29 protein-coding genes are annotated in these 26,825 nt (G+C 64.4%); 20 read left to right on the top strand and 9 right to left on the bottom strand.

Annotation, left to right across the window (positions count from 1 at the left end):
• Position 1 precedes the first annotated feature (1 nt).
• Genes AO268_RS07300 through AO268_RS07275 form a run of 6 tightly spaced genes read left to right on the top strand, consistent with a single transcriptional unit; the run spans position 2 to position 6,495 of the window.
• Complete coding sequence (locus tag AO268_RS07300; protein ID WP_099168306.1) at positions 2-1,348, top strand: alanine racemase; 1,347 nt, start codon at positions 2-4, stop codon at positions 1,346-1,348.
• 29 nt (positions 1,349-1,377) lie between these two features.
• On the top strand, positions 1,378-2,382 hold the full coding sequence (locus tag AO268_RS07295) for a hypothetical protein (protein ID WP_218927878.1): 1,005 nt from the start codon (positions 1,378-1,380) through the stop codon (positions 2,380-2,382).
• On the top strand, positions 2,370-3,773 hold the full coding sequence (locus AO268_RS07290) for an MATE family efflux transporter (protein WP_099168305.1): 1,404 nt from the start codon (positions 2,370-2,372) through the stop codon (positions 3,771-3,773). The genes AO268_RS07295 and AO268_RS07290 overlap by 13 nt, the downstream gene beginning before the upstream one ends.
• Entirely contained in the window at positions 3,760-4,881 is a 1,122-nt protein-coding gene (gene hisC / locus AO268_RS07285; RefSeq protein WP_099168304.1) for a histidinol-phosphate transaminase, read from the top strand. Before AO268_RS07290 ends, hisC begins: the two co-directional genes overlap by 14 nt.
• Before the next feature lie 37 nt (positions 4,882-4,918).
• Complete coding sequence (locus AO268_RS07280) at positions 4,919-5,929, top strand: PLP-dependent cysteine synthase family protein (protein WP_099168303.1); 1,011 nt, start codon at positions 4,919-4,921, stop codon at positions 5,927-5,929.
• A gap of 59 nt (positions 5,930-5,988) precedes the next feature.
• Positions 5,989-6,495: a GNAT family N-acetyltransferase gene (locus tag AO268_RS07275; protein ID WP_099168302.1), complete on the top strand. Its 507-nt coding sequence runs from the start codon at positions 5,989-5,991 to the stop codon at positions 6,493-6,495.
• Positions 6,496-6,513: 18 nt separating this feature from the next.
• Here AO268_RS07275 and AO268_RS07270 read toward each other — a convergent pair whose 3' ends face one another.
• The 6 genes from AO268_RS07270 to AO268_RS07245 all read right to left on the bottom strand — a co-directional run bounded on the left by AO268_RS07270 (position 6,514) and on the right by AO268_RS07245 (position 11,280).
• Complete coding sequence (locus tag AO268_RS07270; RefSeq protein ID WP_099168301.1) at positions 6,514-6,783, bottom strand: DUF3325 domain-containing protein; 270 nt, start codon at positions 6,781-6,783, stop codon at positions 6,514-6,516.
• A gap of 1 nt (position 6,784) precedes the next feature.
• Positions 6,785-8,314: a PepSY-associated TM helix domain-containing protein gene (locus AO268_RS07265; RefSeq protein WP_099168300.1), complete on the bottom strand. Its 1,530-nt coding sequence runs from the start codon at positions 8,312-8,314 to the stop codon at positions 6,785-6,787.
• Positions 8,311-8,598 carry a DUF3649 domain-containing protein gene (locus AO268_RS07260; protein ID WP_099168299.1) on the bottom strand — a complete coding sequence of 96 codons (288 nt, stop codon included), beginning with the start codon at positions 8,596-8,598 and terminating at the stop codon, positions 8,311-8,313. Before AO268_RS07260 ends, AO268_RS07265 begins: the two co-directional genes overlap by 4 nt.
• A 231-nt stretch (positions 8,599-8,829) precedes the next feature.
• Positions 8,830-10,170 carry a HAMP domain-containing sensor histidine kinase gene (locus AO268_RS07255; protein ID WP_099168298.1) on the bottom strand — a complete coding sequence of 447 codons (1,341 nt, stop codon included), beginning with the start codon at positions 10,168-10,170 and terminating at the stop codon, positions 8,830-8,832.
• A complete protein-coding gene (locus AO268_RS07250; protein WP_099168297.1) occupies positions 10,167-10,886 on the bottom strand; it encodes a response regulator transcription factor in 720 nt (239 codons plus the stop codon). The genes AO268_RS07255 and AO268_RS07250 overlap by 4 nt, the downstream gene beginning before the upstream one ends.
• A 91-nt stretch (positions 10,887-10,977) precedes the next feature.
• Positions 10,978-11,280, bottom strand: coding sequence for a hypothetical protein (locus AO268_RS07245; protein WP_099168296.1), 303 nt, complete (start codon positions 11,278-11,280; stop codon positions 10,978-10,980).
• 232 nt (positions 11,281-11,512) lie between these two features.
• Between AO268_RS07245 and AO268_RS07240 the strand changes: the two genes are divergently transcribed.
• Genes AO268_RS07240 through AO268_RS07230 form a run of 3 tightly spaced genes read left to right on the top strand, consistent with a single transcriptional unit; the run spans position 11,513 to position 13,656 of the window.
• Complete coding sequence (locus tag AO268_RS07240) at positions 11,513-12,151, top strand: secretin and TonB N-terminal domain-containing protein (RefSeq protein ID WP_099168326.1); 639 nt, start codon at positions 11,513-11,515, stop codon at positions 12,149-12,151.
• The gene (locus tag AO268_RS07235; RefSeq protein WP_099168295.1) at positions 12,148-12,693 is read left to right on the top strand and encodes a sigma-70 family RNA polymerase sigma factor; all 546 of its coding nucleotides are present in this window, start codon (positions 12,148-12,150) and stop codon (positions 12,691-12,693) included. The genes AO268_RS07240 and AO268_RS07235 overlap by 4 nt, the downstream gene beginning before the upstream one ends.
• Before the next feature lie 36 nt (positions 12,694-12,729).
• Positions 12,730-13,656 (top strand): FecR family protein, encoded by a 927-nt coding sequence (locus AO268_RS07230; protein ID WP_099168294.1) that lies wholly within the window; start codon positions 12,730-12,732, stop codon positions 13,654-13,656.
• A 24-nt stretch (positions 13,657-13,680) separates the two neighbouring features.
• Here AO268_RS07230 and AO268_RS07225 read toward each other — a convergent pair whose 3' ends face one another.
• Positions 13,681-14,289 (bottom strand): type II secretion system protein GspJ, encoded by a 609-nt coding sequence (locus tag AO268_RS07225; RefSeq protein WP_099168293.1) that lies wholly within the window; start codon positions 14,287-14,289, stop codon positions 13,681-13,683.
• Positions 14,286-14,747 carry a type II secretion system minor pseudopilin GspH gene (gspH, locus tag AO268_RS07220; protein ID WP_099168292.1) on the bottom strand — a complete coding sequence of 154 codons (462 nt, stop codon included), beginning with the start codon at positions 14,745-14,747 and terminating at the stop codon, positions 14,286-14,288. Before gspH ends, AO268_RS07225 begins: the two co-directional genes overlap by 4 nt.
• Before the next feature lie 90 nt (positions 14,748-14,837).
• On the opposite strand from gspH, the gene AO268_RS07215 reads away from it, so the two are divergent.
• On the top strand, positions 14,838-15,269 hold the full coding sequence (locus AO268_RS07215; protein ID WP_099168291.1) for a type II secretion system protein N: 432 nt from the start codon (positions 14,838-14,840) through the stop codon (positions 15,267-15,269).
• Here AO268_RS07215 and gspI read toward each other — a convergent pair.
• Complete coding sequence (gspI, locus tag AO268_RS07210) at positions 15,256-15,648, bottom strand: type II secretion system minor pseudopilin GspI (RefSeq protein ID WP_099168290.1); 393 nt, start codon at positions 15,646-15,648, stop codon at positions 15,256-15,258. The genes AO268_RS07215 and gspI overlap by 14 nt on opposite strands.
• Positions 15,649-15,796: 148 nt before the next feature.
• On the opposite strand from gspI, the gene gspG reads away from it, so the two are divergent.
• From gspG to AO268_RS07165, 10 genes are all read left to right on the top strand, one after another.
• Positions 15,797-16,246 (top strand): type II secretion system major pseudopilin GspG, encoded by a 450-nt coding sequence (gspG, locus tag AO268_RS07205; RefSeq protein ID WP_099168289.1) that lies wholly within the window; start codon positions 15,797-15,799, stop codon positions 16,244-16,246.
• Between the two features lie 8 nt (positions 16,247-16,254).
• Positions 16,255-17,178 carry a type II secretion system minor pseudopilin GspK gene (gspK, locus tag AO268_RS07200; protein WP_257154352.1) on the top strand — a complete coding sequence of 308 codons (924 nt, stop codon included), beginning with the start codon at positions 16,255-16,257 and terminating at the stop codon, positions 17,176-17,178.
• Positions 17,175-18,287, top strand: coding sequence for a type II secretion system protein GspL (gene gspL / locus AO268_RS07195; RefSeq protein ID WP_099168288.1), 1,113 nt, complete (start codon positions 17,175-17,177; stop codon positions 18,285-18,287). Before gspK ends, gspL begins: the two co-directional genes overlap by 4 nt.
• On the top strand, positions 18,280-18,807 hold the full coding sequence (gene gspM / locus AO268_RS07190; RefSeq protein WP_099168287.1) for a type II secretion system protein GspM: 528 nt from the start codon (positions 18,280-18,282) through the stop codon (positions 18,805-18,807). The genes gspL and gspM overlap by 8 nt, the downstream gene beginning before the upstream one ends.
• Positions 18,804-21,086 (top strand): type II secretion system secretin GspD, encoded by a 2,283-nt coding sequence (gene gspD / locus AO268_RS07185; protein WP_099168286.1) that lies wholly within the window; start codon positions 18,804-18,806, stop codon positions 21,084-21,086. The genes gspM and gspD overlap by 4 nt, the downstream gene beginning before the upstream one ends.
• Positions 21,087-21,255: 169 nt before the next feature.
• Positions 21,256-22,674: a type II secretion system ATPase GspE gene (gene gspE / locus AO268_RS07180; protein ID WP_099168285.1), complete on the top strand. Its 1,419-nt coding sequence runs from the start codon at positions 21,256-21,258 to the stop codon at positions 22,672-22,674.
• A complete protein-coding gene (gspF, locus tag AO268_RS07175; protein ID WP_099168284.1) occupies positions 22,674-23,882 on the top strand; it encodes a type II secretion system inner membrane protein GspF in 1,209 nt (402 codons plus the stop codon). The genes gspE and gspF overlap by 1 nt, the downstream gene beginning before the upstream one ends.
• A gap of 402 nt (positions 23,883-24,284) precedes the next feature.
• Positions 24,285-24,539: a hypothetical protein gene (locus tag AO268_RS32340; RefSeq protein ID WP_141562788.1), complete on the top strand. Its 255-nt coding sequence runs from the start codon at positions 24,285-24,287 to the stop codon at positions 24,537-24,539.
• A 76-nt stretch (positions 24,540-24,615) separates the two neighbouring features.
• Positions 24,616-25,485: an EamA family transporter gene (locus AO268_RS07170; RefSeq protein ID WP_232243827.1), complete on the top strand. Its 870-nt coding sequence runs from the start codon at positions 24,616-24,618 to the stop codon at positions 25,483-25,485.
• The gene (locus AO268_RS07165; protein ID WP_099168282.1) at positions 25,482-26,732 is read left to right on the top strand and encodes an ATP-grasp domain-containing protein; all 1,251 of its coding nucleotides are present in this window, start codon (positions 25,482-25,484) and stop codon (positions 26,730-26,732) included. The genes AO268_RS07170 and AO268_RS07165 overlap by 4 nt, the downstream gene beginning before the upstream one ends.
• The last annotated feature ends 93 nt before the right edge of the window (positions 26,733-26,825 follow it).

Raw genomic sequence — 26,825 nt, 5'->3', positions numbered from 1 at the left:
CATGACATATTCCAGTTCCTTGCCCGGCCTGCGTCACCTGTGGGTCGAGCGCCTGCTTGAGCGGCACACGGGCACCTTGACCGAATTGGTCGATGGCCTCGGTTCACCGCTGCACCTGGTGTGCCCGCAGGTCTTTTGCGCCAATGTCGAAGCCTTCCAGCACAGCTTTGCCCAGGCCCAGGTGCGCGGCAGCCTGTTGTTTGCGAAGAAGGCCAACAAGGCCAACTGTTTTATCCAGGCCTGCGCGCAGTGTGCGATTGGCGTGGATGTGGCCAGCGTCGGTGAGCTGCAAAAGGCCTTGGCCGGTGGCGTTGCCGGCAGTGAGATCGGCGTGTCCGGCCCGCGTAAGAGCGATCAATTGCTCGGGCTGGGCTTGAGCCACCAGTGCCTGCTGGCGGTGGACTCGTTGGAGGAGCTGCTGCGTATCCAGCAATTGGCGCTATCCCTGCGCCAACGTGCGCGTCTGTTGTTGCGCTATTGCCCCAGCAGCCAGGCCCATAGTCGTTTCGGCCTCAACCCACGGGAGTGCGACCAGGCCCTGGTGTTCTGCCGCCAGCACCTGGCGAACCTCGACCTGCAAGGCTTTTCCTTTCACCTGGGCGGCTACGACACCGCCCAGCGTGCGCACGTCGCCAGCCAACTGATCGACCTGTGCCAGGCCAGCGGGCTGGACAACTGCCGCACGGTCAACCTGGGCGGTGGTTTTGCCGTGCGCTATGTCGACCCGGCGCAGTGGCAGGCCTTTCTGGCCGAGGACTGCGCCGAGCGCTATCACAGCGACAAAGGCTTTGCCGGCTTCTATCCCTATGGTGCGCTGCGCGCCGGGGCCGAGGCCCTTGACGATATCCTCGCCACCGCCGTGAGCCCCGGCCTGAGCCTGGGGCAAAAGGTCATCGAGCACGGCGTGCGGCTGCTCATCGAGCCCGGCCGCGCCTTGCTCGACCAGGCCGGTATCAGCGTGTTCCGCGTGCAGGGCATCAAGGACCGCACGGCCTGTGACGGCTATGCCCAGGTCACGGTGCAGGGCAGCAGCTTCAACCTCTCCGAACAGTGGTTCAACAGCGAATTCTTGCCCGACCCGCTGCTATTGCCGGCTTCACCCCGGCCGCTGGCGCCGTTTGTGGCGTGCATCGGTGGGGCCTCTTGCCTGGAGTCAGACATGCTGACCTGGCGCAAAGTCGCCTTCGATCGCCCGATCCAGGCAGGTGACCTGCTCATCTACCTCAATACCGCCGGTTATCAAATGGACTCCAACGAGTCGCCCTTTCATGAAGCCCCATTGCCGCACAAAGTGGTGGTGGAACTGCGCAGTCACGCGCTGCGCTGGAAGCTGGACAGCCTGGCTTAATCGTAAAGCCACTCAACAAGGAGCCCCGAGTGAACAGTTTGAACAAACCCGCTGCCCCCGCCGACCTATGGGTGCTGCCCCAGGCCGCGCTCGAAGACCTGGGGGTGAGTTACCACGAAGTGCTGCAGGTGGTCGAGCAGGCATATAAGGCCTTGCGCAACGGCGACTCGCAGAACCCGCTCAAGACCATTGTCGAACCGGCGAACCGCCATTCCATCAGCTACTCGATGGTCGGCCGCGATGGCGCCAGCCACACCGTGGGCTTCAAGGTGGTGTACGAGCATGACCCGCAGCGCACCCGCGATGCCTATCAATTCCACTCGTTTATCTTTCTGTGTGATGACCGCACCGGCCGTCCGATTGCCTTGATGGACGTGGTCAAGCTCGGCCCGCTGCGCACCTCGGCCACTTCGGCGTTGATGGCCCGGGCCGCGTGCCCGGATGCCCGCAGTGCCCTGGTGGTCGGCACCGGCGTGCAGGGCCAGGTGGCGTTGCCCATGTTGCTCGCGGCCATGCCGGACCTGGAGCGTTTGTATGTCTACGGGCACTACGCCGAGGGCCTGCGCGCGGTGCAGGACACCCTGCGCAAACACTATCCGCTGCGCGACGTGATCGTGGTCGATGACCTGCCGGCGGCAGCCGGCGAGGCCGATATCATCCTCGGCGTGGCCGGGCTTTCGGCGCGCCAGCAAGTACAGCGGGCCTGGCTCAAGCCGGGCGCCGTGGCGGTGCTGGTGGGCTATGGCATCGATGCCGACGTGCTGCACGGCGCCGACTACCGCATCGCCACCGACAGCGCACAGATGCAGGTCACCAGCGCCGACCTGGCCGCCGCCGACGGCAGCCTGCCCGCGGTGGACGCCGAACTGCCGGACATTCTCCTGGGCCTGGCGCCCGCCCGGCGCCATCCAAGCGATGTGGTGTTCGCCTACAACAGCGGCATGGTGGTGACCGACGTCGCCCTCGGCCGCCTGATGGCCGATCGCGCCCTGGCGCAGAACCGTGGGCAGAGGGTCCAACTATGGTCAGCCTGAATACCGCACAACCCGGCGCCTGGCGCGCCGACAGCCGGGCCCTGCTGTTACTGGCGCTGCCGCTGATCCTGACCAACCTGGCCTATGTGGCCCTGACCACCATCGATATCGTGGTGCTCGGCACCCTGGGCGCCAAGGAGCTGGCGGCCGGTGGCCTGGCCATCGCGCTGTTCAACCAGTTGCGCACCACCGGCACCGGGCTGGTCACCGGCGTCAGCAACCTGGTGGCCCAGGCCAATGCCCAGGGCGATGAAGCCCAGGTGCGGGCGCTGCTGGTGGCGGGGCTGTTTTGGGCGACCGTCAGCGGCCTGGTGTTTATGGCGCTCTTGCTGGGGTTGCGCCAGCCGCTGACCTGGCTGGGCCAGGACGCCAGTGTGGTGGCCAATGCCATGGACTTCCTGCTGATCATTGCCCCCGGGCTGTTGCCTTGCCTGTGGTTCCAGGCGTTGCGCCACTTTACCGTGGGCCTGAAGTTCCCCGGGCCGTTGCTGGCGATCACCCTGGTGTCGATCTTCCTCACGGCCGCGCTGAACTATGTGCTGGTGTTCGGCAAGTTCAGCGTCCCGGCGTATGGGCTGGCGGGGGTGGCGATCACCAGCGCCGTGGTGTTCCTGCTGTCGTTCCTGATGTTCCTCGCCGTGGTGCTGACCCATCGGCGCCTGGCCGGTTACTTCACGTTGGCGCACTTGCGCTTTTCGCCGGCGGCGATCAAGGCGGTGTGGAAACTCGGGCTGCCGATTGCCGGGACCTATGCCAGCGAGGCCGGGTTCTTCAGCGTGCTGACCCTGCTGATCGGCACCCTGGGCATGGAAGCGCTGGCGGCGCAGACCGTGCTCAACCAGATCATCTACATCGTGTTTATGTTTTCGGCGGGCATCTCCCATGCCGCCTCGATCCATATCAGCGAGGCCTGCGGCACCGGGCAGTACCGGCGTGCGCGGCAACTGGGGCGCGTGGGGCTGGGGCTCGGGGTGCTGGTGATGCTGCTGTTCGCGATTCCCTATGCGCTGCTGCCGGAACAGGTGATCGGCCTGTTTATCAGCACCGAACACGCCAACAACCTGGATGCGGTACGCCTGATGACCACCGGTTTGTTGATTGCCATCGTGCTGCAGGTGTTCGACGCCAGCCAGAACATCGGCAACGGCATCCTGCGCGGCATCGGCGATACGGCGGGGCCGCTGCGCATTTCCCTGTTCGGCTACTGGCTGGTGGGGCTGCCCGCTGCCTGGTTGCTGGGCATTGTCAGCCCCTACGGCATCTTTGGCGTGTGGGCCGGCTTGGCGCTGGGCCTGGCGGCCACGGCGCTGCTGCTGATTGTCTCGTTTGAACGGCAACTCAAGACCCTGGAGCGCACGGGCGCCATCGAGGTGTGCAATGCTTCCATCTAATCCTGCACAGCGCATCGAGGCGCTGGTGCGCCCCAGCGTGCGGCGCTTGCCGCTGTATGACCCGGGGGCCGATCCACGCCAGCTCGGTACGCCAACGGTGACCAAACTGTCCAACTGCGAAAACCCGCTGGGCATGTCGCCGGCCGCCGCGGCGGTGCTGGCGCGCCAGGGCGGGGCGGGGTTGGAACGCTACCCCGACCCCAGCGCCCGGGCGCTGCGGCAGCTGATCGGTGGGCAGTTGGAGGTGGACCCGGCGCGGATCATCCTTGGCAACGGCTCGGAAAATATCCTGGAGTTGCTGTGCCTGGCCTTGCTCGATCCCCTGGACCGGGTGGTCACCCAATGCCCCTGTTTCAGCCTGCATGAAAGCCTGCCGCTGATGATGGGCGCGCAGGTGGACAAGGTGGCGTTCAACCATGACTTCAGCGTCGACCTACCGGCCTGGGCCACGGCCCTGCGGCAACCGGCGAAGATGCTGATGTTGAGCACACCCTGCAACCCGGTGGGCACGGCCCTGTCGGCCATGGAGCTGAGCGCACTGGTGGCGGCGACCCATCCCGACACCTTGCTGGTGATCGACGAGGCGTACTTCGAGTTCGTCGAGGACGGCGCCGACGCCCTGGCAATCCTCGGTGCGCAGTTGCGACCGTGGATCATCCTGCGCACGTTCTCCAAGGCGTATGGGCTGGCGGGGCTGCGGATCGGCTATGGCATCGCCTCGCACCCTAGCCTGATCGATGCGCTGCACCGGGTGCGCACGCCGTACAACGTCAATCAACCGGCCCAGGAGGCCGCCAAGGCCGCGTGGCTCGACCAGGAACACGTGGCGCGCAGTCGTGAATTTGTTGCCATCGAGCGCCAACGCCTGACCGAAGGGTTGCAGGCGGCGGGGTTTCGCGTGGCGCCGTCCCAGGCCAATTTCCTGTTTGTCGACACCGCCTGCAACGCCCTGGAAGTGGTCGACGAACTGCTCAAGGACGGAATCATCGTCAAGGCCTGGCGCGAGCCGGGGTACACCGGCTTTATCCGGGTGTCCCTGGGCCTGGCCGAACAAAACCAGGCGTTTCTCACCCGCCTGCAACGCGCCGTCGCGACCCTGGCCGGGTAAGCGCCGCGCCGGTTTTTCATACTGCCCAGAGGTTGTCATGATCAAGACTTGCCTGTCCGAACTGATCGGCGATACGCCGCTGCTCAAATTGTGCGTCACCGAAAACGGCAGCTGTGTGCTGCTCAAGCTGGAACAATTCAACCCCACCGGCACCGCCAAGATCCGCATGGCCCGGCAGATGCTCGACGAGGCGCAGGCCTCGGGGCAACTCAAGCCGGGTGGGCGGATTGTCGAGTCGACCTCGGGCAACACCGGGCTGGGCCTGGCATTGCTCGCTGCCGAGCGCGGCTACCGCTTTACCGCCGTGGTCGATGAACACGCCAGCCCCGACAAACTGCGGGCCATGCAAGCGTTCGGGGCGCAGTTGGTGCGGGTGGGTGAGCCCGGTGGCGGGCTGTCCACCGCCGACCGCGATGCCACCGCCGAGCGTATTGCCACGGAGCAGGGCGCCTACTGGACGCGCCAGCACCACAACCCGGCCAATGCCAATGGCTACACGCAACTGGCCGCGGAATTGCGCGCAGTGCTGGGCGATGAAATCCACTACCTGGTGGGCGCCGTAGGCACCGGCGGCTCGCTGTGCGGCACCGCGCGTGCGTTGAAACGCCATGTCCACGACTTGCACGTGATCGGGGTCGAACCCTGTGGCTCGGTGATCTTCGGCGGCCCCGGCGCGCCGTACCACCAGTCTGGCACCGGCACCCCCGAAGGCGCGGAAATCGGTGCCGTGGTCGACTACACACTGATTGATAAAGGCCTCACCGTCAGCGATGCCCAGGCTTTTGAAACCGCGCGCTACCTGGCGCGGCATTACGGCCTGCTGCTCGGCGGCTCGGCCGGCGGGGTGGTCTACCAGGCTCTGCGCGAAGCCCGGCACGCCCCGGCCCACAGCGTGATCGTGGCCCTGGTGTGCGATGGCGGCGAAAAGTACCTGGACACGGTGTTCAACGACCAATGGATGGCGGATCGGCAACTGCTGGCGCCCCAGGTGCATCGCGAGCTGGGGCAATGGTTGAGCGCGGAGCCTCGGCTCAAACAGCAGGCCTAGCGGCTTGCCTGGGGCGCCGACCTTCGCTACTGTGGCGCCCCGCCCGCGTGAGCCCCGCTATGAGTGACAGCACTGTCGAACTGATCCAGACCGGCCCTGAACAGGCCGAACTGATCCGCAACCTCTACCAGTTTTATGCCTATGAATCCTCGGATTGGGAGCAGGAAGACGTCGAGCTGGACGGCCGCTTCTATATCCATGAAGAACACCTGGCGCGCTATTGGCAGGACCCGCAATGGAGCGCCAACCTGCTGCTGGTGGACGGTTACATCGCCGGCTTCCTGCTGATCGAACGCAGCGAACTGGCGGGAGTCAACGCCCTGGAGCTGGCCGACCTGTTTATCTTGAAACGCTACCGCCGCAAAGGCATTGGCCGCGCCCTGGCCACCCAGGTGCTGAGCAGTGGCGAGGCTGACTGGCTGGTGCGCTTCTATGACCAGGACGAAGTGTCCCAGGCGTTCTGGCGCAGTGTGCTGGACAACCTGCCGCGCCCGGTGCAGGCCATTGAGCTGGAGGACGAGCCGCAGCTGTTGAGCTTTCTGGTGACCCGGGCTGTCGTTCACTGAGCCCGTTCCCGCAGGGCGTCAGCGTGTGGCGTAAGGCAATAGAAACGCCACACTCAACCCCGCCAACGAAATCAGCCCAAACCACGCCACCGGCCCCATGGCCCAGCCCCAGCCCAGTACGCTCACGGCCAAGCTGGCCGTCAGCAGCACCCAGCCCATGGCCCGCAAGCCACGCTTTATCCGGGGCGAGGGCGGGCGCTGCCACAGCTGTTTGTAGTGCCGCTCCAACCCCAGGCATAACCCCAGCATCCCACCCCAGGCCAGCCAGACTGCCGTTATCAAGGTCATCTCAGTTGACCTGCGCTACAGGGGGCTTGGCCACGCGCCGTGCACTGCGCTCCTTGGGCGCCTGGTACAGCTTCCAGCACGGCCAGGCCAGCAGCAGGCCGAGGGCCAGGGTGGTCAACTCCAGGTAAAAATAATCGCCCCGGCTTTCCCCCAGCAGGTTCAACCCCGGCAGGCAGATGCACAACGCCGCCGCCAGGCCCAGTTGCTCACGCCACGCACTGCGCCAGGGGCGCACAATGGCGTGGCCCAGGCTCAACAGCCACACCAGGAAAAACACCCGCACCTCCCAGCTACCCCGTTGGGCCAGTTCCACGGGCAGCAAACGGTTGGCCCACAACAAGGCCACGCAGGCCACCATCAGCCCGGCCACCACCGCCACATTCAGGCGTTCGGCGAGGTGGTAGAGCAGGGCGCCCACGGCGCCTTCGCCATCGTGGCGCCGGCGGCGCTTGACGGTAAACAGCACCACGCCGGTTGCCAGCATCGCGCAACTGGCCAGGCCGCAGATAAAGTACAGCCAACGCATGGCGTAGCCGCCGAACTGCGCAAAGTGCAGGCCGGCCATGACCTTCTGGGTCAGCAGGCTCGGCCGGCTGACGGCGGGTTGGCGCAGGACTTCACCGCTGACCCCATCAAACAGCATGCTCTGGCCCTTGGTCAGCTCGATGCGATTGCCCAGCACCGGGCGCGCCTCGATCCGCGCGGTGCTGCGCCCGGGATGATGGATCGACAAACTCGACACCGGCCCCATGGCCCGCTCGGCTGCGGCCAGCAGTGGCGCCAGGGCGGTCAGTTCGGCGGCGTGGCTGGCCGCGCCGCGCACCTGCTGCTCGGCGGGCGCGCCACGCAGGGCACGGCCGAGGTTGTCGCGGTCACCGTCAAACAGCACGTCCACCGCCGCCGGCATATAGATCAGGTAGAAAATCACCAGCCCGGTATAGGTGATCATCAGGTGAAACGGCAGCACCAGCACCGCCGTGGCATTGTGTGCATCCAGCCACGAGCGCTGGCCCTTGGCCGGGCGGAAGGTGAAGAACTCCTTGAAGAATTTCTTGTGAATCACGATCCCGCTGACCAGCGCCACCAGCATCGCCATGGCGGCCAGGCCGACGGTCCAGATCCCCAGGTCACGCGGCAGGTTGAGGGTGAAGTGGAAGCGGAAGAAAAACCCGCCACCGGCGGTTTCGCGCACGGCCAGGGGCTCGCCGGTGTACGGGTCGAGCACCGTGCCGCCGCCACGCCGTTGCTCGCCGGCCGAGACCGTCAGGGTGTCGGAACGCTCGCCGGGCAGGCCGATATTCCAGGTGCGCGCCGTGGGGTACTGGCGCGCCAGATAGCCGAGGGCCTGTTGCGCGGCGGCGCTTTGCGACAGGGTGGCGGTGGGAATTTCCGGGCGCATCCAGCCATCGATTTCCTTGTCGAACACCGCCAGGGTGCCAGTGAGGAAGATCGCAAACAGCAGCCAGCCGAACACCAGCCCGCTCCAGGTATGCAGCCAGGCCATGGCCTGGGTCAGTGTCTTGTGTTTCATCCCAGCACCTCGCGCCAGTGTGGCCAGAACCCGATGACGGCCAAGGGCAGCGCCAAGGCCATCCCGGCCCAGGCACGCCAGGCGTTGCGACAGGCGAAGGCCCAGAGGATCGCCAGGGTGTAGATCAGGAAGGACGGCAGGCTGGCGACCACCAGGGCATCCACCTTATCCATGGGCAGCAGGCGCGCCAGGGCGGCGGTAAATGCGTAGGTCAACAGGTAACCGCCGATCAGCGCGGCGACAATCCGCGAGAGTGTCGGCCAGGCAGGGGATTGGCTTTTCATGGAGGGCTCATCAGCGTCAGACCAGGCGACCCACATCCCCTTGCAGGAGAGGGCTTGTGTGGGAGCTGGCTTGCCTGCGATGCAGACACCTCGGTCTATCAGGTCATTCCGAGGAGATGCCATCGCAGGCAAGCCAGCTCCCACATAAGTGCGTTTCCACCGGAGATCGAGTGGGTCACAAGAAACTCAGGGCGCCAATGCTAGTGATTCTCATATGGGAGTAAACGCAATTTACAACTTATACACTTTGAGCCGCAGATGCAGGCACAGCCCGGGCGTGGTGTTCTGGGCCCACAGCTGGCCATCCTGCAACTGCACGATGCTGCGCGCAATCGATAACCCCAGGCCATAACCGTCACCGCCCGGGCGGGCGGCATTGAGGCGGGTGAAGGGCAGGAAGATCTGCTCCAACTGGTCCGGTTCGATCCCGGGGCCCTGGTCCTGGATGCACAAGTGCCAGAAATCGCCCTCAAGCACGCCGCTCAAGCGCACCACGCCGTGCTCGGGGGAATGGCGGATGGCATTGCGCAGGATATTTTCCAGGGCCTGGGCCAGGCTATTGAGGTTGCCCAGCACCCAAACGCCTGGGGGCAGCTCACAGGGCAGGCGCTCGCGGGGCCAGCCGCTTTCAAAGCAGGCGTCTTCGCGCAGCAGGTCCCACAACGGCTCCATCTCCACCGCCTCCACGGGCATCGACGGGCGTTCGGTGTCCAGCCAGACCAGCTCCAGGGTGTTGCCGATCAAGCGTTCCATGCCTTGTACTTCGCGCTCCAGGCGCTGGCGCAGGGCGGCGGGTTCGGGCTCGCGTTCGCCGGCCACCCGCAGCCGGCTCAAGGGCGTGCGCAGTTCATGGGACAAGTCCCGCAGCAGGCGCCGTTGCAGGACCACGGTATTTTCCAGGCGCTCGGCCATATGATCGAAGGCCCGGGCCAGTTCGCCCAGCTCATCGCGGCGGTGCGTCACCTGGGGCCCGACCCGCGCTGCCAGGTCACCGGCACTCAGGGCATTGGCCTGGCGCCGCAGGATCACCAGTGGCGAAATCAGCACCCGGTACAACAGCACGCCAAACAACAGCGCCAGGCAGGTCGGCAGGACCTGGCGCAGCAAAATATCCCACAGGCCACGGCCCTGGCGGGGGTCCAGGTGCAGCGGCAACTCCATGACCAGGCGCGCGGCGCCGTCGCTGAACGGCACGTAGAACGCCGGCCGGCCACCCGGGCGGCCCACTGGCCAGTCGATCTCGCGCACGAAACCCAGCTTGCGCCGCTCAAGCGTGGTCAGGGCCTGGGAGGACAGCGACTGGTGCTCGTCCACCACCACCGCCCACACCTGCTCCTGGGCCCGCAGGCGCTTGAGGAACTCATCGACCCCCACCGCACCGCGTTCACGCCAGGCCATTTCGGCCTGGCGGGCGTACTCGCTGAGGATGTACCGGGTGGGGGCAGGCAAGCGCGCGGTGGCTTCGTAGATGCGCCGGCTCACATCCACTTGCAGGCTGACCACCAGCAGGCACAACACCGCCAGCAAGCCGATCAACTTCCACAACAGCGAGTGGCGGTTGGGCAGCCTCATGACTCCAGCCGGGTCAGCATATAGCCCGTGCTTCGGACCGTCTCCACGCGCCCGGCGGTGTAGCCGATGGCCTGCAACTTGCGCCGGATACGGCTGACATGCATATCCAGGCTGCGATCATGCCGCGAATAGGCGCGGTGCATGACCTGCTGGTACAGGAATGCCTTGGTCAGCACCTCGTCGGCATGGGCCACCAGGGTCTCCAGCACCCGGTACTCGGTGGTGGTCAGCTCGGCCCACTGTTCATCCAGGTGCACATCAGTGCGCTGTTCGTCGAACGTCAGTTGCGGGTCTTCATTGCGTGCCGTGCCGGGCACCTCATGTTCATAGGCCACCCGGCGCAGGATCGCATCGATGCGCACGTCCATCTCCAGCATGCTGAACGGCTTGGGCAGGTAATCGTCGGCACCCTGGCTGAAACCGCTGATGCGGTCCTGCTCGTCGCCGAGGGCCGACATCAGGATTACCGGCACCCGTTGATGCCGGCGCAGTTGCGCGAGCAGCTCCAGGCCACTGCTGCCCGGCAGCATGATATCCATCAGGATCAGGTCGAAAGCCTGGGTGCGCGCCAGCTCGACGATCTCTCCACCGTCCTGGCGCAGCGTCACCTCGAAGCCACGCTGGCCCAGGTGGCTGTCGAGGTGGGCGGCGAGCACCGGGTCATCCTCAACGGCAAGGATACGGCGCGCAGCGGGGAGCGAGTGGAGGGCGTGCATGGGAATTTCCTGCGAATGCGAATGTTTCTAAGTTGCGCATTCTGGCAAAAGTCCCGGCATATTCCTACCGATTGTGGATTATTGGCCTACATCAAGGCCGCTGCGGCTTGACCGACGTGCCAAAGGTATTGCCCATGCGCACACGGGTCGCCGCCGGTGTCGACAAGCCGATCTGGTTGGGCTGGCGCAGGTGGATCGGGGTTTCCCGGGCCGCGCGGTTTTTCTGCGCGGCCTTGGTGCCTTGTGGGTTATTGCCCATCTGCTGGCTCAGGCAGGCATAGTCCGGCGCCTTGTAGCCGTCGACCCGGGCCTCGACACACCCGCCGGGCGCCTCGGTGGCCTGGGCGAGCAGAGGTAAACCCGCACACAACAAGATCATCGTCAATCGCTTCATCCGGGCCTCCTGGCAGGCCCTGGGAGAGGGCCGGTCGTGCTTGCCAGTCTAGCCCCGTGGACCTGTCGAAACGGTGAAGTTTTTTTTGCTATCACCGTAACATCAGGTTCATACATTGGCTTCAGGATGACACTTTTCGCAGGACATGCCAGCCGTGACGCAAGGCAGAGCAGGGGTCGAACGGTGGGCTTGGAGGCGCACGCACTGCTGCCTGGCCTTGCTGTTGGCCTGGATGTGGCTGCCACTGCCCACGGTGCAGGCGGGCGAGCCGCCGGTGTTGCGCCTGGATCTGCCGGCGCAAAGCCTGGCGCCGGCCCTGGAGGCCTTCAGCCGTGCGACCGGCATGGCGGTGCTGGTGGACCGCGAGTTGACCTACGGGCGGCGTTCGATGGGGGTGCACGGGCACTACAGTGCCCAGCAGGCCCTGAGCCTGTTACTGACAGGGAGTGGCCTGATGGCGCGTTACGCACGTAGTGATGCATTCACCCTGCAGTTGCCGCAAGTCAGCCAGCCGCTGGCCAGCCGCGGGGTGTCGCCCCGTCATGCCGCACGGCTCAACCGCAGTTATGCCACGGCCTTGCAGCAGGCGGTCGAAGCCAGCCTGTGCCGTTCGCCCTTGACCCGCCCCGGCAGTTTCCGGGCGCTGGTGCAGGTTTGGGTCAACCGTGACGGGTTGATTGAACACAGCCGCCTGGTCAGTTCCACCGGCGATGTGCAGCGCGATGAAGCGCTGCTACGCAGCCTGGGCAGCACCCGGATAGAACGCCCGGCACCCAGTTCGATGCGGTTGCCGTTGACCCTGCTTTTAATGCCCGACACCACAGGAAAACGCATGGAATGCACAGCACGGGAAGGAGTTTCCGGGGCATGAAGGAGACCGGGCACACGCCAATGGTCAGGTTGTTCCTGGCCTCCTACGAAGACTTCAAGGTGCGCTTGCGCAAGCGCCTGGGGTCGGAGGACCTGGCCAATGACGTCCTGCATGAAACCTACCTGCGGGTCGACCGCATGGACATGCCGGCGAACCTGCAACAACCCAATGCCTATCTGTACCGCATGGCCCTGAACATCGCGGCCGACCGGCGTCAGGCCGATGCCCGCCTGCTGACCGGCAGCGAAGTCCAAGAGTTGCTCGACATCAGCGACGAAGCCCAGGACCCCTCGCGGGTGGTGGGCGGCCAGAAAGACCTCCAGTCCCTGCTCAAAGCCCTCTACGAACTGCCCGCCCGGCGCCGCAAGATCCTTATCGCCGCGCGCCTGGAGGAAGCGCCACACCTGGAGATTTCCCAGCGTTTCGGCATTTCCACGCGCATGGTCGAGAAGGAAATCAAGGCGGCCCTGGGGCATTGCGCCCAGCGCCTGGAAAGAAAAGCCATCCAGCGGTTCGGTCCCGGCGCCGGAAAACCGTCTTAGTGTTGAGTCCCTGATAATCCGTGAGTACCTGCGCGTTTGAATATTTTTAGCTTTCCCACTGCCCGGGGCACGCCCGACAGCCGATTGCACGGTGAAGCGCACGACTGGCTGGTCCTCCTGACCTCGGGCCAGGCAACCGTGGCCGATGCCAAGGCCTTGCGCCAGTGGTGCGCCCAGAGCCCGGAGCATGCCCAGGCCTTTGAGCACGCCAAGCGGCTGTGGCAACAATTGACCCCGGCACTGGCCCAGGCCCCGGCCCCGGCGCCCCGGCACTTCGGCCGGCGTGCGTTCCTTGGCGGGGCGCTTGCCGCCTCGGTGGCCCTGGCGATGGTGCGCGTCACGGTGCCCGGTGGATTTGCCGGGTTGAGCGCCGACTACCGCACCGAGGTGGGCGAGCAGCGCCGGGTCGAGTTGCGCGAGGGCATTAGCCTGGAACTCAACACCCAGACCCGCATCAGCCGGCGCGAGCAGGGCATCGAACTGCTGGAAGGCGAAGTTGAGGTGCGGGTGGCACAGCCGTTGACGGTACAGGCGGGGGCGGGGTGGCTGAGTGCGAGCCAGGCGCGGTTCAATGTGCGCAATACCGACCACAGTGTGTGCGTGACCTGCATTGAAGGCTGGCTGGCGGTTGAAGTCGAGGGGCGCAGCGTGCGCCTGGACAGCGGGCGCCAGTTGACCTACGACGCGGCAGGGCTGGGCCCCGTGGTGGCCGTGGACACCGAGGCCGTGATGGCCTGGCGGGAACAGGTGCTGGTGTTCAATAACGCCACGCTGGAGAGGGTGATCGATGAGATCAACCGCTATCGCCCGGGCATGTTGGTCTTGCTCAACCGCGAACTGGGCCAGCGCCGGGTACATGCGCGCTTCAGCCTTGAGCAGTTGGCGGGCGTGGCGTTGCTGATTCGCGATGCCTATGGGGCCAAGTGCACGGAACTGCCGGGTGGGGTGGTGTTGCTCAGCTAACCTTGGAGCGCGCTTGCCACAGGTTCAGTCCAGCGGCCCCAGCACCTGCCGGTAGCGCTCCAGCCCCTGCGGCGTCTGGCGCACCAGGGTGATTTCCATCCCCAGGGGATTGTCCTGGCGATTGCCACTCAACTGCCGCCAGCCTTTGTCGTGGTCCCACACCCGTACTTGCAGGTCGCTGACCTGGCCCAGCACCGCCACGGCCTCCTTGGGCGCCGGCAGCGGGTAGCGATCCCGCGCCGGTGCGGCAGAGCGGTACAAGGTGTCGCCCTTGAGCCACCAGCGCACCCGTTGCAGGCCATCGCCGGGCGTTGGCGCGCGGCGGATCAGTTCCAGGCGAAAGCCCTGGCGGTCGGAACTGCGCACGGTCACCGCCGGCAAGGCGTCGACGACGGGCGACCGGTCCAGGGTGGGCGGCGGCGCCAGTTCCACCCCGGCGCGCAGGCTGACGTCCAGCTGCAACTGGTTCAGGGCGCGCAGCAGGGCCTGGGTCTGTTCGGTGCTGGCCTGCAAGTGGGCGTCGGCGCGGGTCACGCTGTCCAGGCCGCGCCAGGCAATCAGGCTGACCACGGCCATCAGCATGATCGCCACCATCACCTCGATCAGGGTAAAGCCTTGCTGCTGGCGGTTCATGGTGGGCTCACCACGCGCAGGGTGCCGGCGGCATCACGTTGCAGGCCGAGGCGGTGTTGCCCATCCGACAGCAGCACCAGCAGCGGCGGGTTGATCCATTCGGCATTCAGCACCAGGGTCTGCCGGGGTTCGATACGCACCTGCATCGGTGTGGTATCCCAGGCCCGTGGGCGCAGTTGGGGATCCTCCTTGAAGTCCTCCAGTCCCCGGCCATCGTCGCGGCTGCGGCTCAGGCGGTAGCCCTTGGTATCCGCGCGCCAGGTAATCGTGCGGCCATCGGCGCGGGCTTCGGCCTGGGCGATCTGCAACACCTGGCTCAGGCGCTCGGCGTCCTTGCGCAAGCGGTGCAAGGGGTCGGGCTTGATACTCAGGCTGATGGCGGCGCTGGCAATACCGATAATCACCAGCACCACCATCAGCTCGATCAGGGTGAAACCCCGTTGCCTGCGATTCATCATGGGTGTGCCCTCAACAAGATCGGCCACTGAAATAAAACCGTGAGAATTGCCCTGTAGGCTGTGGGGATGGACAAACAGGAGGTCCCGCCCATGGCATTCATCGATCGCGTATCTGCCGCCCACGGCATCCAGGCCCTGGCCTTGCTGGCGACGCTGGCCGGGGTCGCCACATGGACGCCGTTGTTGCTCACGTCTGCCCAATCCCATACGCCGCCGCTGACCCCCCAGGCGTTGGCGGCGCGCAGTGATAACCCGGCGTTGCAATGGTTTGCCGAGGTGCCGATGGCCCTGCAGGTCAAGGTGTCCGGGGTGCTGGCCGGGGCCCAGGGCGCGGTGGCGATCCTCAGCCTCAACGACGGGCCGCCGCGCAGTTTCCTGGCCGGTGAGCGCCTCAGCCCCGGCGTGCGCCTGGCGGCCATCGAGGGCGATGGGGTGGTGATCGAGCGTGGCGGTGAAAGGGTGCGGGTCAATCTCGACAAATTGCCCGACGCACCGGCCTTGCCCAGGCTCACTCGGCCGTAACCTGCTTGAACGCAGGCGTGCGGCCTACCCGGGTTTCCAGGCGTGCCAGGGGCGGTGCCTCACGCGTGGCGTCCAGTACCTGCACGCTGACGTGCAACAGGCCTGCCTCGGCCGCCACCACTTGCTCACAGCGCAGTTTCAAGCGGCCCTGATCGCACTCGAAGGTCTTGCGTCCGGGGCTGGCGCGGCCCTCCAGGCGCAGTTGCGCCAGGCGACTCTGGGCCGCCAGCATGGCGATGGATTTATCGCGCAGCAGCCCGTTGCTCTGGGTCATCAAGCCCGCTACCCGCACAGCCGCCGCCATGGCCACGGCGATAATCGCCAGGGCCACCAGCACCTCGATCAGGGTGAAACCCTGGTTCTTGTTACGACCGCCCATGGCTTGCTCAATGCGGGGAAACAGGTGCGCAGACTAGCCTTTGCACTTGACCGATTGGCGACCAAAGCTCCCGAGGATTTTCCATACGCCTGACATGTTGTCTTGCAACACTGCGCGACGAAAAGCCCTCAAGCCAAGGAATGTCGAGATGGATATCGCGCACTTCAGATCCACCCCGCGAGGCCCTCGTGGCCAGCGTGGCTTCACCCTGATCGAGATCATGGTGGTGGTGGTCATTCTCGGGATCCTCGCGGCCATGGTGGTGCCCAAGGTGCTCGATCGCCCCGACCAGGCCCGGGCCACGGCCGCCCGGCAAGATATCGGCGGCCTGATGCAGGCGCTCAAACTCTACCGCCTGGACCACGGCAGCTATCCGAACATGACCCAGGGCCTCAAGGTCCTGGTCGAGCGCCCGGCCGATGCGAAGAACAGCAACTGGCGCGCCTACCTCGAACGCCTGCCCAACGACCCGTGGGGCCGCCCGTATCACTACCTCAACCCTGGCGCCAATGGTGAAGTCGATGTGTTCTCCCTGGGCGCCGACGGCCAACCGGATGGCGAAGGCGTGAATGCCGATATCGGCTCCTGGCAGTTGTAAGGCGCGCCATGAACAGCCATTTGCCCAGAGCGGCGCAGCAGCGCGGCATGGCGATTATCAGCGCGCTGCTGATCGCCGCCGTGGTGGCGGTGCTCGCCGGGGCCATGCTCACCCGCCAGAGTGTGTTCACTCGCAGCCTGGAGGCCGAACAACTGCGCGTCCAGGGCAGTTGGCTGCTACAGGGCGCGTTGCAAACCAGCCGGCAGCAGTTGTGGGAGGCGCGGCGCAAGGAGGTGCTGACCCGCCTCGACCAACCCTGGGCGCGCCCCTTTGCCGGGGCGGTCGAGGGGCGCCTGGATGACGAGCAGGGCAAGTTCAACCTGCGCAACCTGGTCAGCCATCAGCAGCCGGATGCGGCCCAGTTGCAGAGCTTCCAGCGCCTGTGCCAGCTACTGGGCATCGACCCCGGCGTCAGCCAGCGCATCAGCCAACGGGTGCTGGCCTCCTATGTACAGCGCGCGGGTGCCAGTGAGCTGAGCAACCTGCGCAGCACCTCGCCCGAGGCCGCCCAGGCGCTGCTGCCGGCCAAGGCGCCGATGTTGCGCAGCCTTGACGACCTTGCCCTGGAGCCGCGTGTGCAACAACGCCTGGCGGCCTATGTCAGCGTGCTGCCCGACAACACCTGGGTCAACGGCAATACGGCCAGCGCCGAGGTGCTCAGTGCGGTGGTGCCGGGGCTCAGCCTGCCCCAGGCCCAGGGGCTGGTGGCCGAGCGGGACAGCGGGCGCTGGTTTATCAACCGTGGCGATTTCGTCAACCGCCTGCGCATGCCCCGGTTGGTGGTGGACTCGGTGCAGGTGGGGATCACCAGTGAATGGTTCCGCTGGCACGGCCGCACGCGTCAAGCGCAGCGGCGGGTCGCGGTCGAAGCCCTGTTGTATCGCCCCGAAGAACGGCAACCCCAGGTGATCTGGTGGCGGGTGGGCGCATGACACGCTTGCGCATTGCCTTGCCGCCGCTGGCCCAATTGAGTGCCGAGAGCCTGGTGCACTATGCCTGGCTGGACCGTGCCGGGCAGGTCAGCCGCCAGGGGCAGGCCGCCCTTGGGCAGTTGGCGCAACCGCGCAAGCCCCTGGCGGCCGAGTGTTTCCTGCACCCCCGGGACAGTTTGTTGACCAGCCTTGCGCTGCCGCCATTGCCGCCGGCCAAGGTGGCGGCCGCCGTGGCCTGCGCGGCCCAGGCGCTGATCCTCGGCCCGGTGACGCAGATGCAGGTGGTCCACGGCCCGCGGGAGAGCAACGGCCAGGTGCAAGTGGGCTGGCTGCCCACTGCCGGCCTGGAACAACTGCACCGCGTCCTGGCCCAGGTCCCTATCAACCTGCGCGGCCTGTACCCGGCGCCCTATGCCTTGCCGGTGCCGCCGGCGGGGAGCTTGAGCGTGGCCTGCGTCGACGGGCATTTGCTGTTGCGCCAGAGCCTGCACCAGGGCGCCCTGCATCCCTTGGGCGAACACGCGCTGGAGGCATTGCTGAGCGACGGCACTCAGTTGCAACAGATCGCAGACCACACGCCCCAGCGCTGGCAGGGCGCGGTCCCCGCCTGGGGCCTGCATGGCCGCCTCAAACGCACCCGCAGCGGGGGTTGGGGCCGGGCGCTGGGGCTCAGTGCATTGGCTGTTGCGGTCTGGACCCTGGGCCTGAACCTGTACGCCGCCCGCCAGGCGGACGAAGGGCAACAGCTCAAGGCGCGGATGATTGCCCAGGTCAAACAGGCCTTCCCGCACTTGCCGGTGATCCTCAATCCGCTGCAACAGGCCCGCCAGCAACTGGCCGCCGCTCAAGGCGCCAGCGCCGATGCCGGGCAGCCTTTAAGCAGCCTGTTGCAACTGGCGGGCCGCCACCTGCCGTTCATGGTCGGCAGCGTCCAGGCGCTGGTGTTTGAACAAGGCCGTTTGCACCTGCAGCTGTTGCCCGACAGCCGTAGCCCGGCAGCGCCCGGTGATGGGCAGGCCGCGTTGACCGAGGCCGGTTTTACCGCCACCCGTGATGAGCGCGGCTGGACCCTCGGGCCGCTCGACAGCCCCGGAGGCGCCGATGAATAAGTTCGGCTATCAACGCCTGCGCGGCCAGCTCCAGGGCTTCTGGAACGGCCTGGCCCTGCGCGAAAAACGCCTGCTGGGCGGCAGCGGGGCGCTGCTGGCGGGCTTTGTGGTGTGGGGGCTGCTGATTGAGCCGCCCTTGCAGCAGATCGACTACTGGCAGGCCGAAACCCCCAGGCTGCGCACCCAGGCCGCCACCTTGCAGGGGGTGTTGCAGGGCGCCAGTGCCGGTGTGCGCGCCGGGCAAGACCTGGAAGGCGCCTTGCGCCAGGCCCTCGATACGGCCGGGCTTAAAGACCGCTATCAGTTGCAGGGCGTGGAGCCCGCCGGTTGGCGCCTGACCTTTACCGACGCGCCGGCGGATGCCGTGGTCGGTTGGCTGCTGGCCAGCCCGCGCGCATTTTCCCTGGAGGTGTCCCAAGCGCGTTTGCAGCGTGTGGGCGATACCCCTGAAAACCCGGCCGGCAGCGTGTCCGGGACCGTTCGCATGGATCAGGCGCCTGGCGCTAAGGAAGCTTCATGAAGTGGTCATTGCCCCATTCGGCACCGTTTCGCCAGGTTGCGCCGCTGCTGTTGCTGGCGCTCAGTGCCTGCAGCCACACCCCATCGCCCACACCTGCGCCCTTGCTGGTGGACAGCGAACTTGGCCAGCCCCTGGCCGACACCCGGCGCAACGGCGTGCCCTTGCCCGAGCGCCAGCGCGACATCACCCCCCAGCCGCGGGCCCCGCAGCCGGTAAGCCATCGCGCCCGTGGCCATGCCGCCGCCCCGGCCAAAGTACGCAACCCGCTGGGCGACCAGCCGGTGCAATTGAACTTTGTCGACGCCGAGATCCAGGCGGTGGTGCGCGCCTTGTCCCGCGCCACCGGCCAGCAGTTCCTGGTAGACCCCCGGGTCAAGGGCAACCTGACCCTGGTCAGCGAAGGCCAGGTCCCGGCGCACCAGGCCTATGACATGTTGCTGGCGGCGCTGCGCATGCAGGGCTTTAGCGTCGTGGATGTCGGCGGCGTGGCCCAGGTGGTCCCGGAAGCCGACGCCAAACTGCTGGGCGGGCCGATCTACAACGCCGCCAGCCCCGGTGGCAATGGCATGCAGACCCGTACCTTCCGCCTGCAATACGAAAACGCAGTGAACCTGATCCCGGTATTGCGCCCCATCGTCTCGCCGAACAACCCGATCAACGCTTACCCCGGTAACAACAGCATCGTCATCACCGACTACGCGGAAAACCTCGCACGGGTGGCGCAGATCATCGACGGCATCGACACCCCGAGCGCCATCGACACCGACGTGGTGCCGGTGCAAAACGGCATCGCCGTGGACATCGCGGCGATGGTCGCCGAGTTGCTGGAAACCCAGGGCACTGACCAGACCCAGAAAATCGCCGTGGTCGGCGACCCGCGCTCCAACTCGATCATCATCCGCGCCGGCAGCCCCGAGCGCACGGAGCTGGCGCGCAACCTGATCTACAAGCTCGACAATGCCCAGAGCAACCCCAGCAATATGCACGTGGTGTACCTGCGCAACGCCCAGGCCGGCAAGCTGGCCCAATCCCTGCGCGGCATGCTGACCGGGGAGAGCGAAAGTGGCGTCAGTGACGAAGCCCGCTCCAAGTTGAGTGCGATGGGCGGTGCGGGCACTGCCAGCCAGGGCAGTGGCCAGAACAGCAGCGGCACGCCGACCGCCAGCGCGCCCCCGGCCAGTGGCTATGCAAAGGACAGTGCAGGGGCGAGCAATACCACCACTGACCAGAGCACTGCCTTCAGTGCCGGCGGCGTGACGATCCAGGCCGATGCGACCACCAACACCCTGCTGATCTCCGCCCCCGATCCGCTGTACCGCAACCTGCGCGAAGTCATCGACATGCTCGACCAGCGCCGCGCCCAGGTGGTGATCGAAAGCCTGATCGTCGAAGTCAACGAAGACGATGCCAGCGAATTTGGTGTGCAGTGGCAGGCCGGCAACCTGGGGGGCAAGGGTGGTTTTGGCGGGGTCAACCTGGGCGGCAGCGGGATCAACGGCAGCCCCACCAGCAAGACCAGCATCGACGTGCTGCCCAAGGGCTTGAACATCGGCCTGGTGGACGGCAGCGTGGACATCCCGGGGATTGGCCGGGTGCTGGACCTCAAGGTCCTGGCGCGGGCCTTGAAGAGCAAGGGCGGGAGCAATGTGTTGTCCACGCCCAACCTGCTGACCCTGGACAACGAGGCGGCGAGTATCTTCGTCGGCCAGACCATTCCCTTCGTCACCGGCAGCTACGTGACGGGCGGGGGCGGCACCAGTAACAACCCGTTCCAGACCGTGCAGCGTGAAGAGGTGGGGCTCAAGCTGAACGTGCGGCCACAGATTTCCGAGGGCGGTACGGTGAAGCTGGATATCTACCAGGAAGTCAGCAGCGTCGATGCGCGGGCCTCGGTGGAGGCAGGCACGGTGACCAACAAGCGGGCGATCGATACCAGCATCTTGCTGGACGACGGGCAGATCATGGTGCTGGGCGGGCTGTTGCAGGATGGCTATACCCAGAGCAACGACGCGGTGCCGTGGCTGTCGGACATCCCGGGGCTGGGCGCGCTGTTTCGCAATGAGTCGCGCAGTGTGAACAAGACCAACCTGATGGTGTTTTTACGGCCCTACATCATCCGCGACAGTGGCGCGGGGCGCAGTATTACACTCAACCGCTATGACTTTATGCGCCGCGCCCAGGGCGGCTTGCAGCCGCAGCACAGCTGGGCGCTGCCGGATGTACAGGCGCCGCAGCTGCCGGCGGTGGAGAAGGCGATACCCGGGAGTGCCCGCCCGTGAGCCGTACCCATTCCCAATGTGGGAGCTGTCGAGCCCCACAGGGGGATAGGCTGCCGAACCTGGACGAGGCAACGCGTAGTGGGGCAAGAGTGCTTCGTGCCCTTTGTGGGAGCGGGCTTGCCCGCGATGACGGCCTCGCGGCCAGCGCAATCCACCCGGATGCCTCCCTATGAGCCTGCTCCCCTACGCCTGGGCCAAATCCCAGCGCATCCTCCTGCACCCGACCCCCGAAGGCCCGCGCCTGACGATCTGCCCCTCGACCCCCGGCTGGTCGATCAGCGAAGTCCAGCGCCAATTCGGCCAGGCCGCCATCGAGCACGTGCGCGACGATGAGCTCGACGGCCTGCTGGCCAGCGCCTACGCCGACACCGGCAGCGCCGCCGCCGTGGTCGGCGCCGCCGAAAACGAGGTGGACCTCGACCGCCTGATGCAGGACATCCCGGAAATCACCGACCTGCTCGACACCCAGGACGGTGCCCCGGTGATTCGCATGATCAACGCCTTGCTGACCCAGGCCGCCCGCGATGAGGCCAGCGACATTCATATCGAACCCTTCGAGACCCATTCGGTGGTGCGCTACCGCGTCGATGGCACCCTGCGCGATGTGGTGTCGCCGCGCAAAGCCCTGCATGGCGCGCTGGTGTCGCGGATCAAGATCATGGCCCAGCTCGATATCGCCGAAAAACGCCTGCCCCAGGACGGCCGTATTGCCCTGCGGGTTGCCGGGCGGCCGATTGATATCCGCGTGTCCACGGTGCCCACCGGCCATGGCGAGCGGGTGGTGATGCGCCTGCTCGACAAACAGGCCGGGCGCCTGCAACTGGAAACCTTAGGCATGGACCCACACCTGTTGGCGCGCCTCGATGGCCTGATCCGCCAGCCCCACGGTATCGTGCTGGTCACCGGGCCCACCGGCAGCGGCAAGACCACCAGCCTCTATGCCGCCCTGGCGCGGCTGGATGCCAGCACGAGCAATATCCTCACCGTGGAGGACCCGGTGGAATACGACCTGCCGGGCATCAGCCAGATCCAGGTCAATGCCAAGATCGACATGACCTTCGCCCTGGCCCTGCGCGCGATCCTGCGCCAGGACCCGGACATCATCATGATCGGCGAAATCCGCGACCTGGAAACCGCGCAGATCGCCGTGCAGGCCTCGCTCACCGGGCACCTGGTGCTGGCCACGCTGCACACCAACGATGCGGTGTCGGCGGTCAATCGCCTGATCGACATGGGGGTCGAGCCGTTCCTGCTGGCCTCGTCGCTGCTCGGCGTGTTGGCCCAGCGCCTGGTGCGTCGCCTGTGCCCGCACTGCAAACAGCCCGACCCGGCGGCCCCCGGCACCTGGCGTCCGGTGGGGTGCGGCCAGTGCAATCAGGTCGGTTATAGCGGCCGCACCGGTATCCATGAATTGTTCTGCGTCGATGATGCCGTGCGCAGCCTGATCCACCAGGGCGCCGGCGAGCAGCAGATACGCGTCGCCGCCCGCCACGCCGGGATGTTCAGCCTGCGTGAAGATGGCGAACGCTGGGTGCGCAGCGGTGCCACTGCGCCGGAAGAAATCCTGCGCGTCACACGGGACGCCTGATGAATCGCTATCGCTACGAAGCCTGTGATGCCAGCGGCAAGCTGGAGACCGGGCACCTGGAGGCCGAGAGCCAGGGCGCGGCCTTTGCCAGCCTGCGCAGCCGTGGCCTGACCGCGTTGCAGGTGCAGCTTGAAGGCAACGCCAACGTGACAGGCAGCAGCCTGTTCAGCGCCAAGCTGTCGGACAACGACCTGGCCTGGGCCACCCGCCAACTGGCCAGCTTGCTCGGTGCCAGCCTGCCGCTGGAGGCGGCGCTGAGTGCCACGGTGGAGCAGGCGGAAAAAAAACACATCGCCCAGACCCTCAGCGCGGTGCGCGCCGATGTGCGCAGCGGTATGCGCCTGGCTGATGCATTGGCCGCGCGGCCACGGGACTTCCCGTCGATCTACCGGGCGTTGATTGCGGCGGGGGAGGAGTCTGGCGACCTGGCCCAGGTCATGGAACGCCTGGCCGACTATATCGAGGAGCGCAACAACCTGCGGGGCAAGATTCTCACGGCATTTATCTATCCGGGGGTGGTGGGGCTGGTGTCCATCGGTATTGTGATTTTCCTCCTGAGCTATGTGGTGCCGCAGGTGGTCAGCGCCTTTTCCCAGGCGCGCCAGGACCTGCCGGGGCTGACCCTGGCCATGCTCAATGCCAGTGACTTCATTCGCGCCTGGGGCGGGCTGTGTTTTGCCGCCCTGGTCGCGGGCTTCTGGAGTTGGCGCCTGTACCTGCGCAACCCCGTGGCGCGCCTGAACTGGCACAGCCGGGTCTTGCGCCTGCCGCTGCTCGGGCGTTTTGTGCTGGGGCTCAACACCGCACGTTTCGCCTCGACCCTGGCGATCCTCGGCGGTGCCGGCGTGCCGTTGCTGCGCGCCCTGGAAGCGGCGCGCCAGACCCTGTCCAACGACCGCCTGAGCCAGAGCGTCAGCGAGGCCACGGCCAAGGTCCGCGAAGGCGTCAACCTGGCGCCGGCCCTGGCAGTGGAAAAAGTCTTCCCCCCAGTGCTGATCCACCTGATCGCCAGCGGCGAAAAAACCGGCTCCCTGCCGCCCATGCTGGAGCGGGCGGCGCAAACCCTGTCGCGGGATATCGAACGGCGGGCCATGGGCATGACCGCGTTGCTGGAGCCGTTGATGATCGTGGTGATGGGCGCGGTGGTGCTGGTGATCGTGATGGCGGTGCTGTTGCCGATTATTGAGATCAACCAACTGGTGACCTGATACACAAACTCACAGGGGCACACCAAGCCCTCCCATGCACAGCTTGCCATGACGCGAACAGCGTAATACTGCTCACGTGGCACTGTGCGCCACTCTGATCTGGACGACCGAACCCGATCGCTGATGAATCGCGACTGTGAAAGACTAATGATGCGTTATAACAGCAGCAATCCTCAGAAGTTTAGGGGGATTGTCATTTTAATAATGATTGAGTTTGCTTGTACGATAATTCTTGTTTTTTTGACGGGTGAATCCTTAGCTTTAGTTGAAATAGTAGGTCGACACGTTTTGATTGCTATCTGTCCGTTTGGCTAGCTATTTTTCCTTAGGGGAATCAGTTAGCGTTCCGAGGGTGTTAACTGAAAGGGTAAATATGGAGCAGATATTGGTAGTACACCTTTTGTGGAGCTGGCGAGTTGCTCAGTAAATGGGGGCAAGCTTTTTTCAAAATGTGAATTTTTTAATCCTTCAGGAAGTCATAAATTAAGTACAGGTGGGGCAGTGATTGCTTTGGTCGAAGCGATAAGAGCTGGAGGCGGTCAGGTGGTGGATGTTATTTGTGCAGTTGAGAAAGTCGGGAATGATGGCTTTAAAAATGTTCAGAGAAAAACCGTTATGAAAATAGTCGTCCGCGAAAATGGTGTAGAGGTCATATAAGTGGGGGTGGGTTTTTTATGGGCGATTTAAATTTATGCAGCGAATAGGTGTGGTAATAGGGTTGGTGTTTTGCCTGTTGAGTGCAGCATTCGACGTGTATGTCGCGTTCATAATGCAGGCTGTTAATACGCTTCTGGTTATTTTCTACTGTTTTGTAACGTCTGCAGCTTTTTTTGCTGTGTGTGCTCTATACCGGGATTCGGGCTTTTTATGTTCAAAACTCAGGGGCGACTGGAGAATCGTAGTTGTTATAAATTTAGCGATTTTACTTAACTGGGGTGGGCTGTTTTATGCCCTTCGATACCTTGAGCCTGCGGTAGTTGGAGTGGCTTCAGTTGCCTGTGGTCCTGCACTCACTCTGATTTTTTCTCTTCTCAACAAGCGCGGTATTAAGGTTGCTTTTGTGGATGCGCTGGTTTCGTGCCTGGTACTCACTTCGGTTGGGGTTATGCTGTACAACTCCTTCGTCGGGCAAAGTGGTATATCCAGCACTACTGTGGAGCAGCGTCTGCTGGGGATCCTCAGTGTCATGGTGTGTGCGTTGGGCACGGTCATCTATACGGTGTTTTCAAAACAGATGTTTGAGCAGCGTTGGTCCGTTTATGAAATTCTAGCCGTTAGAAATATTGCGATGATTGGTGTGTGTGTTATTGCCATTCCTTTAACGGGTGCCGGGTTCTTGGTTGACGGTGAATTAGTTATGCCGATGGTGGTTTTGGTTGTGTTTGGGCATTTGCTGCCGATCTACCTAATCCAGAAAACTATCTATCACCTCACGCCGATCCATGTATCTCTGGTGTTGCTAACCCTTCCGGTATTTGTCCTGTTTCTCCAGTTTTTTGATGCTAGGGTAGAGTTTTCGATGGCCAGTATTGCGGCGGTCAGTATCATTTTATTTTTGCTGTTGGGTCGGGCGCTATATGCACTGAAGAGGGAGGCCACATGACCAAGGTTGTTGTAGTCGATGGATTTTCATCCGGCAAATATGTAGCAAGGCGGTTGAGCGAGAGGGGGTGTGTGCTGATGCATGTGGCCTCGTCAGGCAGCTTGGATAGTTACTATTACAAGGGGTTGGATCACTCGCTCTATGACCAGTTGATCGTCAATGCCGATTTCACCACTACCTTGGCGAGTGTCATGCGCTTTGCGCCTCAGTTCATCATCGCCGGTGCCGAGACAGGCGTATTGCTCGCCGATCACTTGAATGAGCAAATGCAGTTGCCATACCGCAATGACTTCGACCAAACCAATGCCCGTCGAAATAAATACGACATGATCCAATGTGTTACCCATGCACAATTACCGGCCGCACGACAGTTCATCGCGAATACCTGGGATTTGGCACATAACTGGATCAAGTCCCATGGATGCTTCCCTGTAGTGATCAAGCCCCTTGAAAGTGCAGGGGCTGATGGGGTGTCTATTTGTGAGGATATGGAAGCCTGTGAAGCGGCCGTGAAGACGCTGTTGGGGACGATGAACAGATTGAGTATTGCGAACACTCAGGTCTTGATTCAGGAGTACCTGGCAGGATCGGAATACGTTGTGAATATGGTTTCCCTTGATGGTCAACAACTTGTCACCGAGGTTGTGCGATACCAAAAGCAGCGCACCCAGAGGGGGGGCGTCCTCTATGACATCGACGAACTGATCGGCCCCGACTCAGCGGTTTACCCGATCCTGGTGGACTACACCCGAGCAGTAGTGCGATGCCTGGGTATCCGTAACGGACCCAGCCACGCGGAGGTCATGTTTACCGACGATGGCCCGAAACTGGTGGAAGTCGCCGCACGAACCGACGGCATTCTGCTGCCCGAAGTCTCTAGGAAGACCACTGGACTTGGGCAGATTGATGCGACGGTGTTATCCATCACCGAGCCTGAGGTATTCGCGCAGTTGTTGGCGAAGGACACCGATTATCGACTCCTGCAACATACCTATAACGTCTGTCTCATCAATCGTTTTGAAGGTTGTTTCAATAAGGGCCGGTTTTTGAGCGAGCTGCTCAAGCTGGAGTCATTTTTCGACGCGGTCTTTTACGTTGGAAACGGACAACAGATAGGCGCGACCGAGGATGTGTTCAGTCAACCGGGGACGGTCTATCTGGTACATGCCGACCCTACGGTGATTGCGGCGGATTACCATAGAATTCGCTTACTTGAATCTCAGGGGGCTTATCTTACGGTGAGCTGATGGAGGGGGCGGTCAGATAGCAGAAAATAGGTTGCCTGAACCACCACCATCGCGAGCAAGCCCGCACACATTTGAATGTGTGTTCACAGCCAA

The sequence above is a fragment of the Pseudomonas sp. ICMP 8385 genome, from assembly GCF_002699915.1.
In the GTDB taxonomy this organism is placed as follows: Bacteria; Pseudomonadota; Gammaproteobacteria; order Pseudomonadales; family Pseudomonadaceae; genus Aquipseudomonas; species Aquipseudomonas gessardii.
The sequence above is the reverse complement of the archived record's forward strand: the minus strand, read 5'-3'. Positions and strand labels throughout refer to the sequence as shown.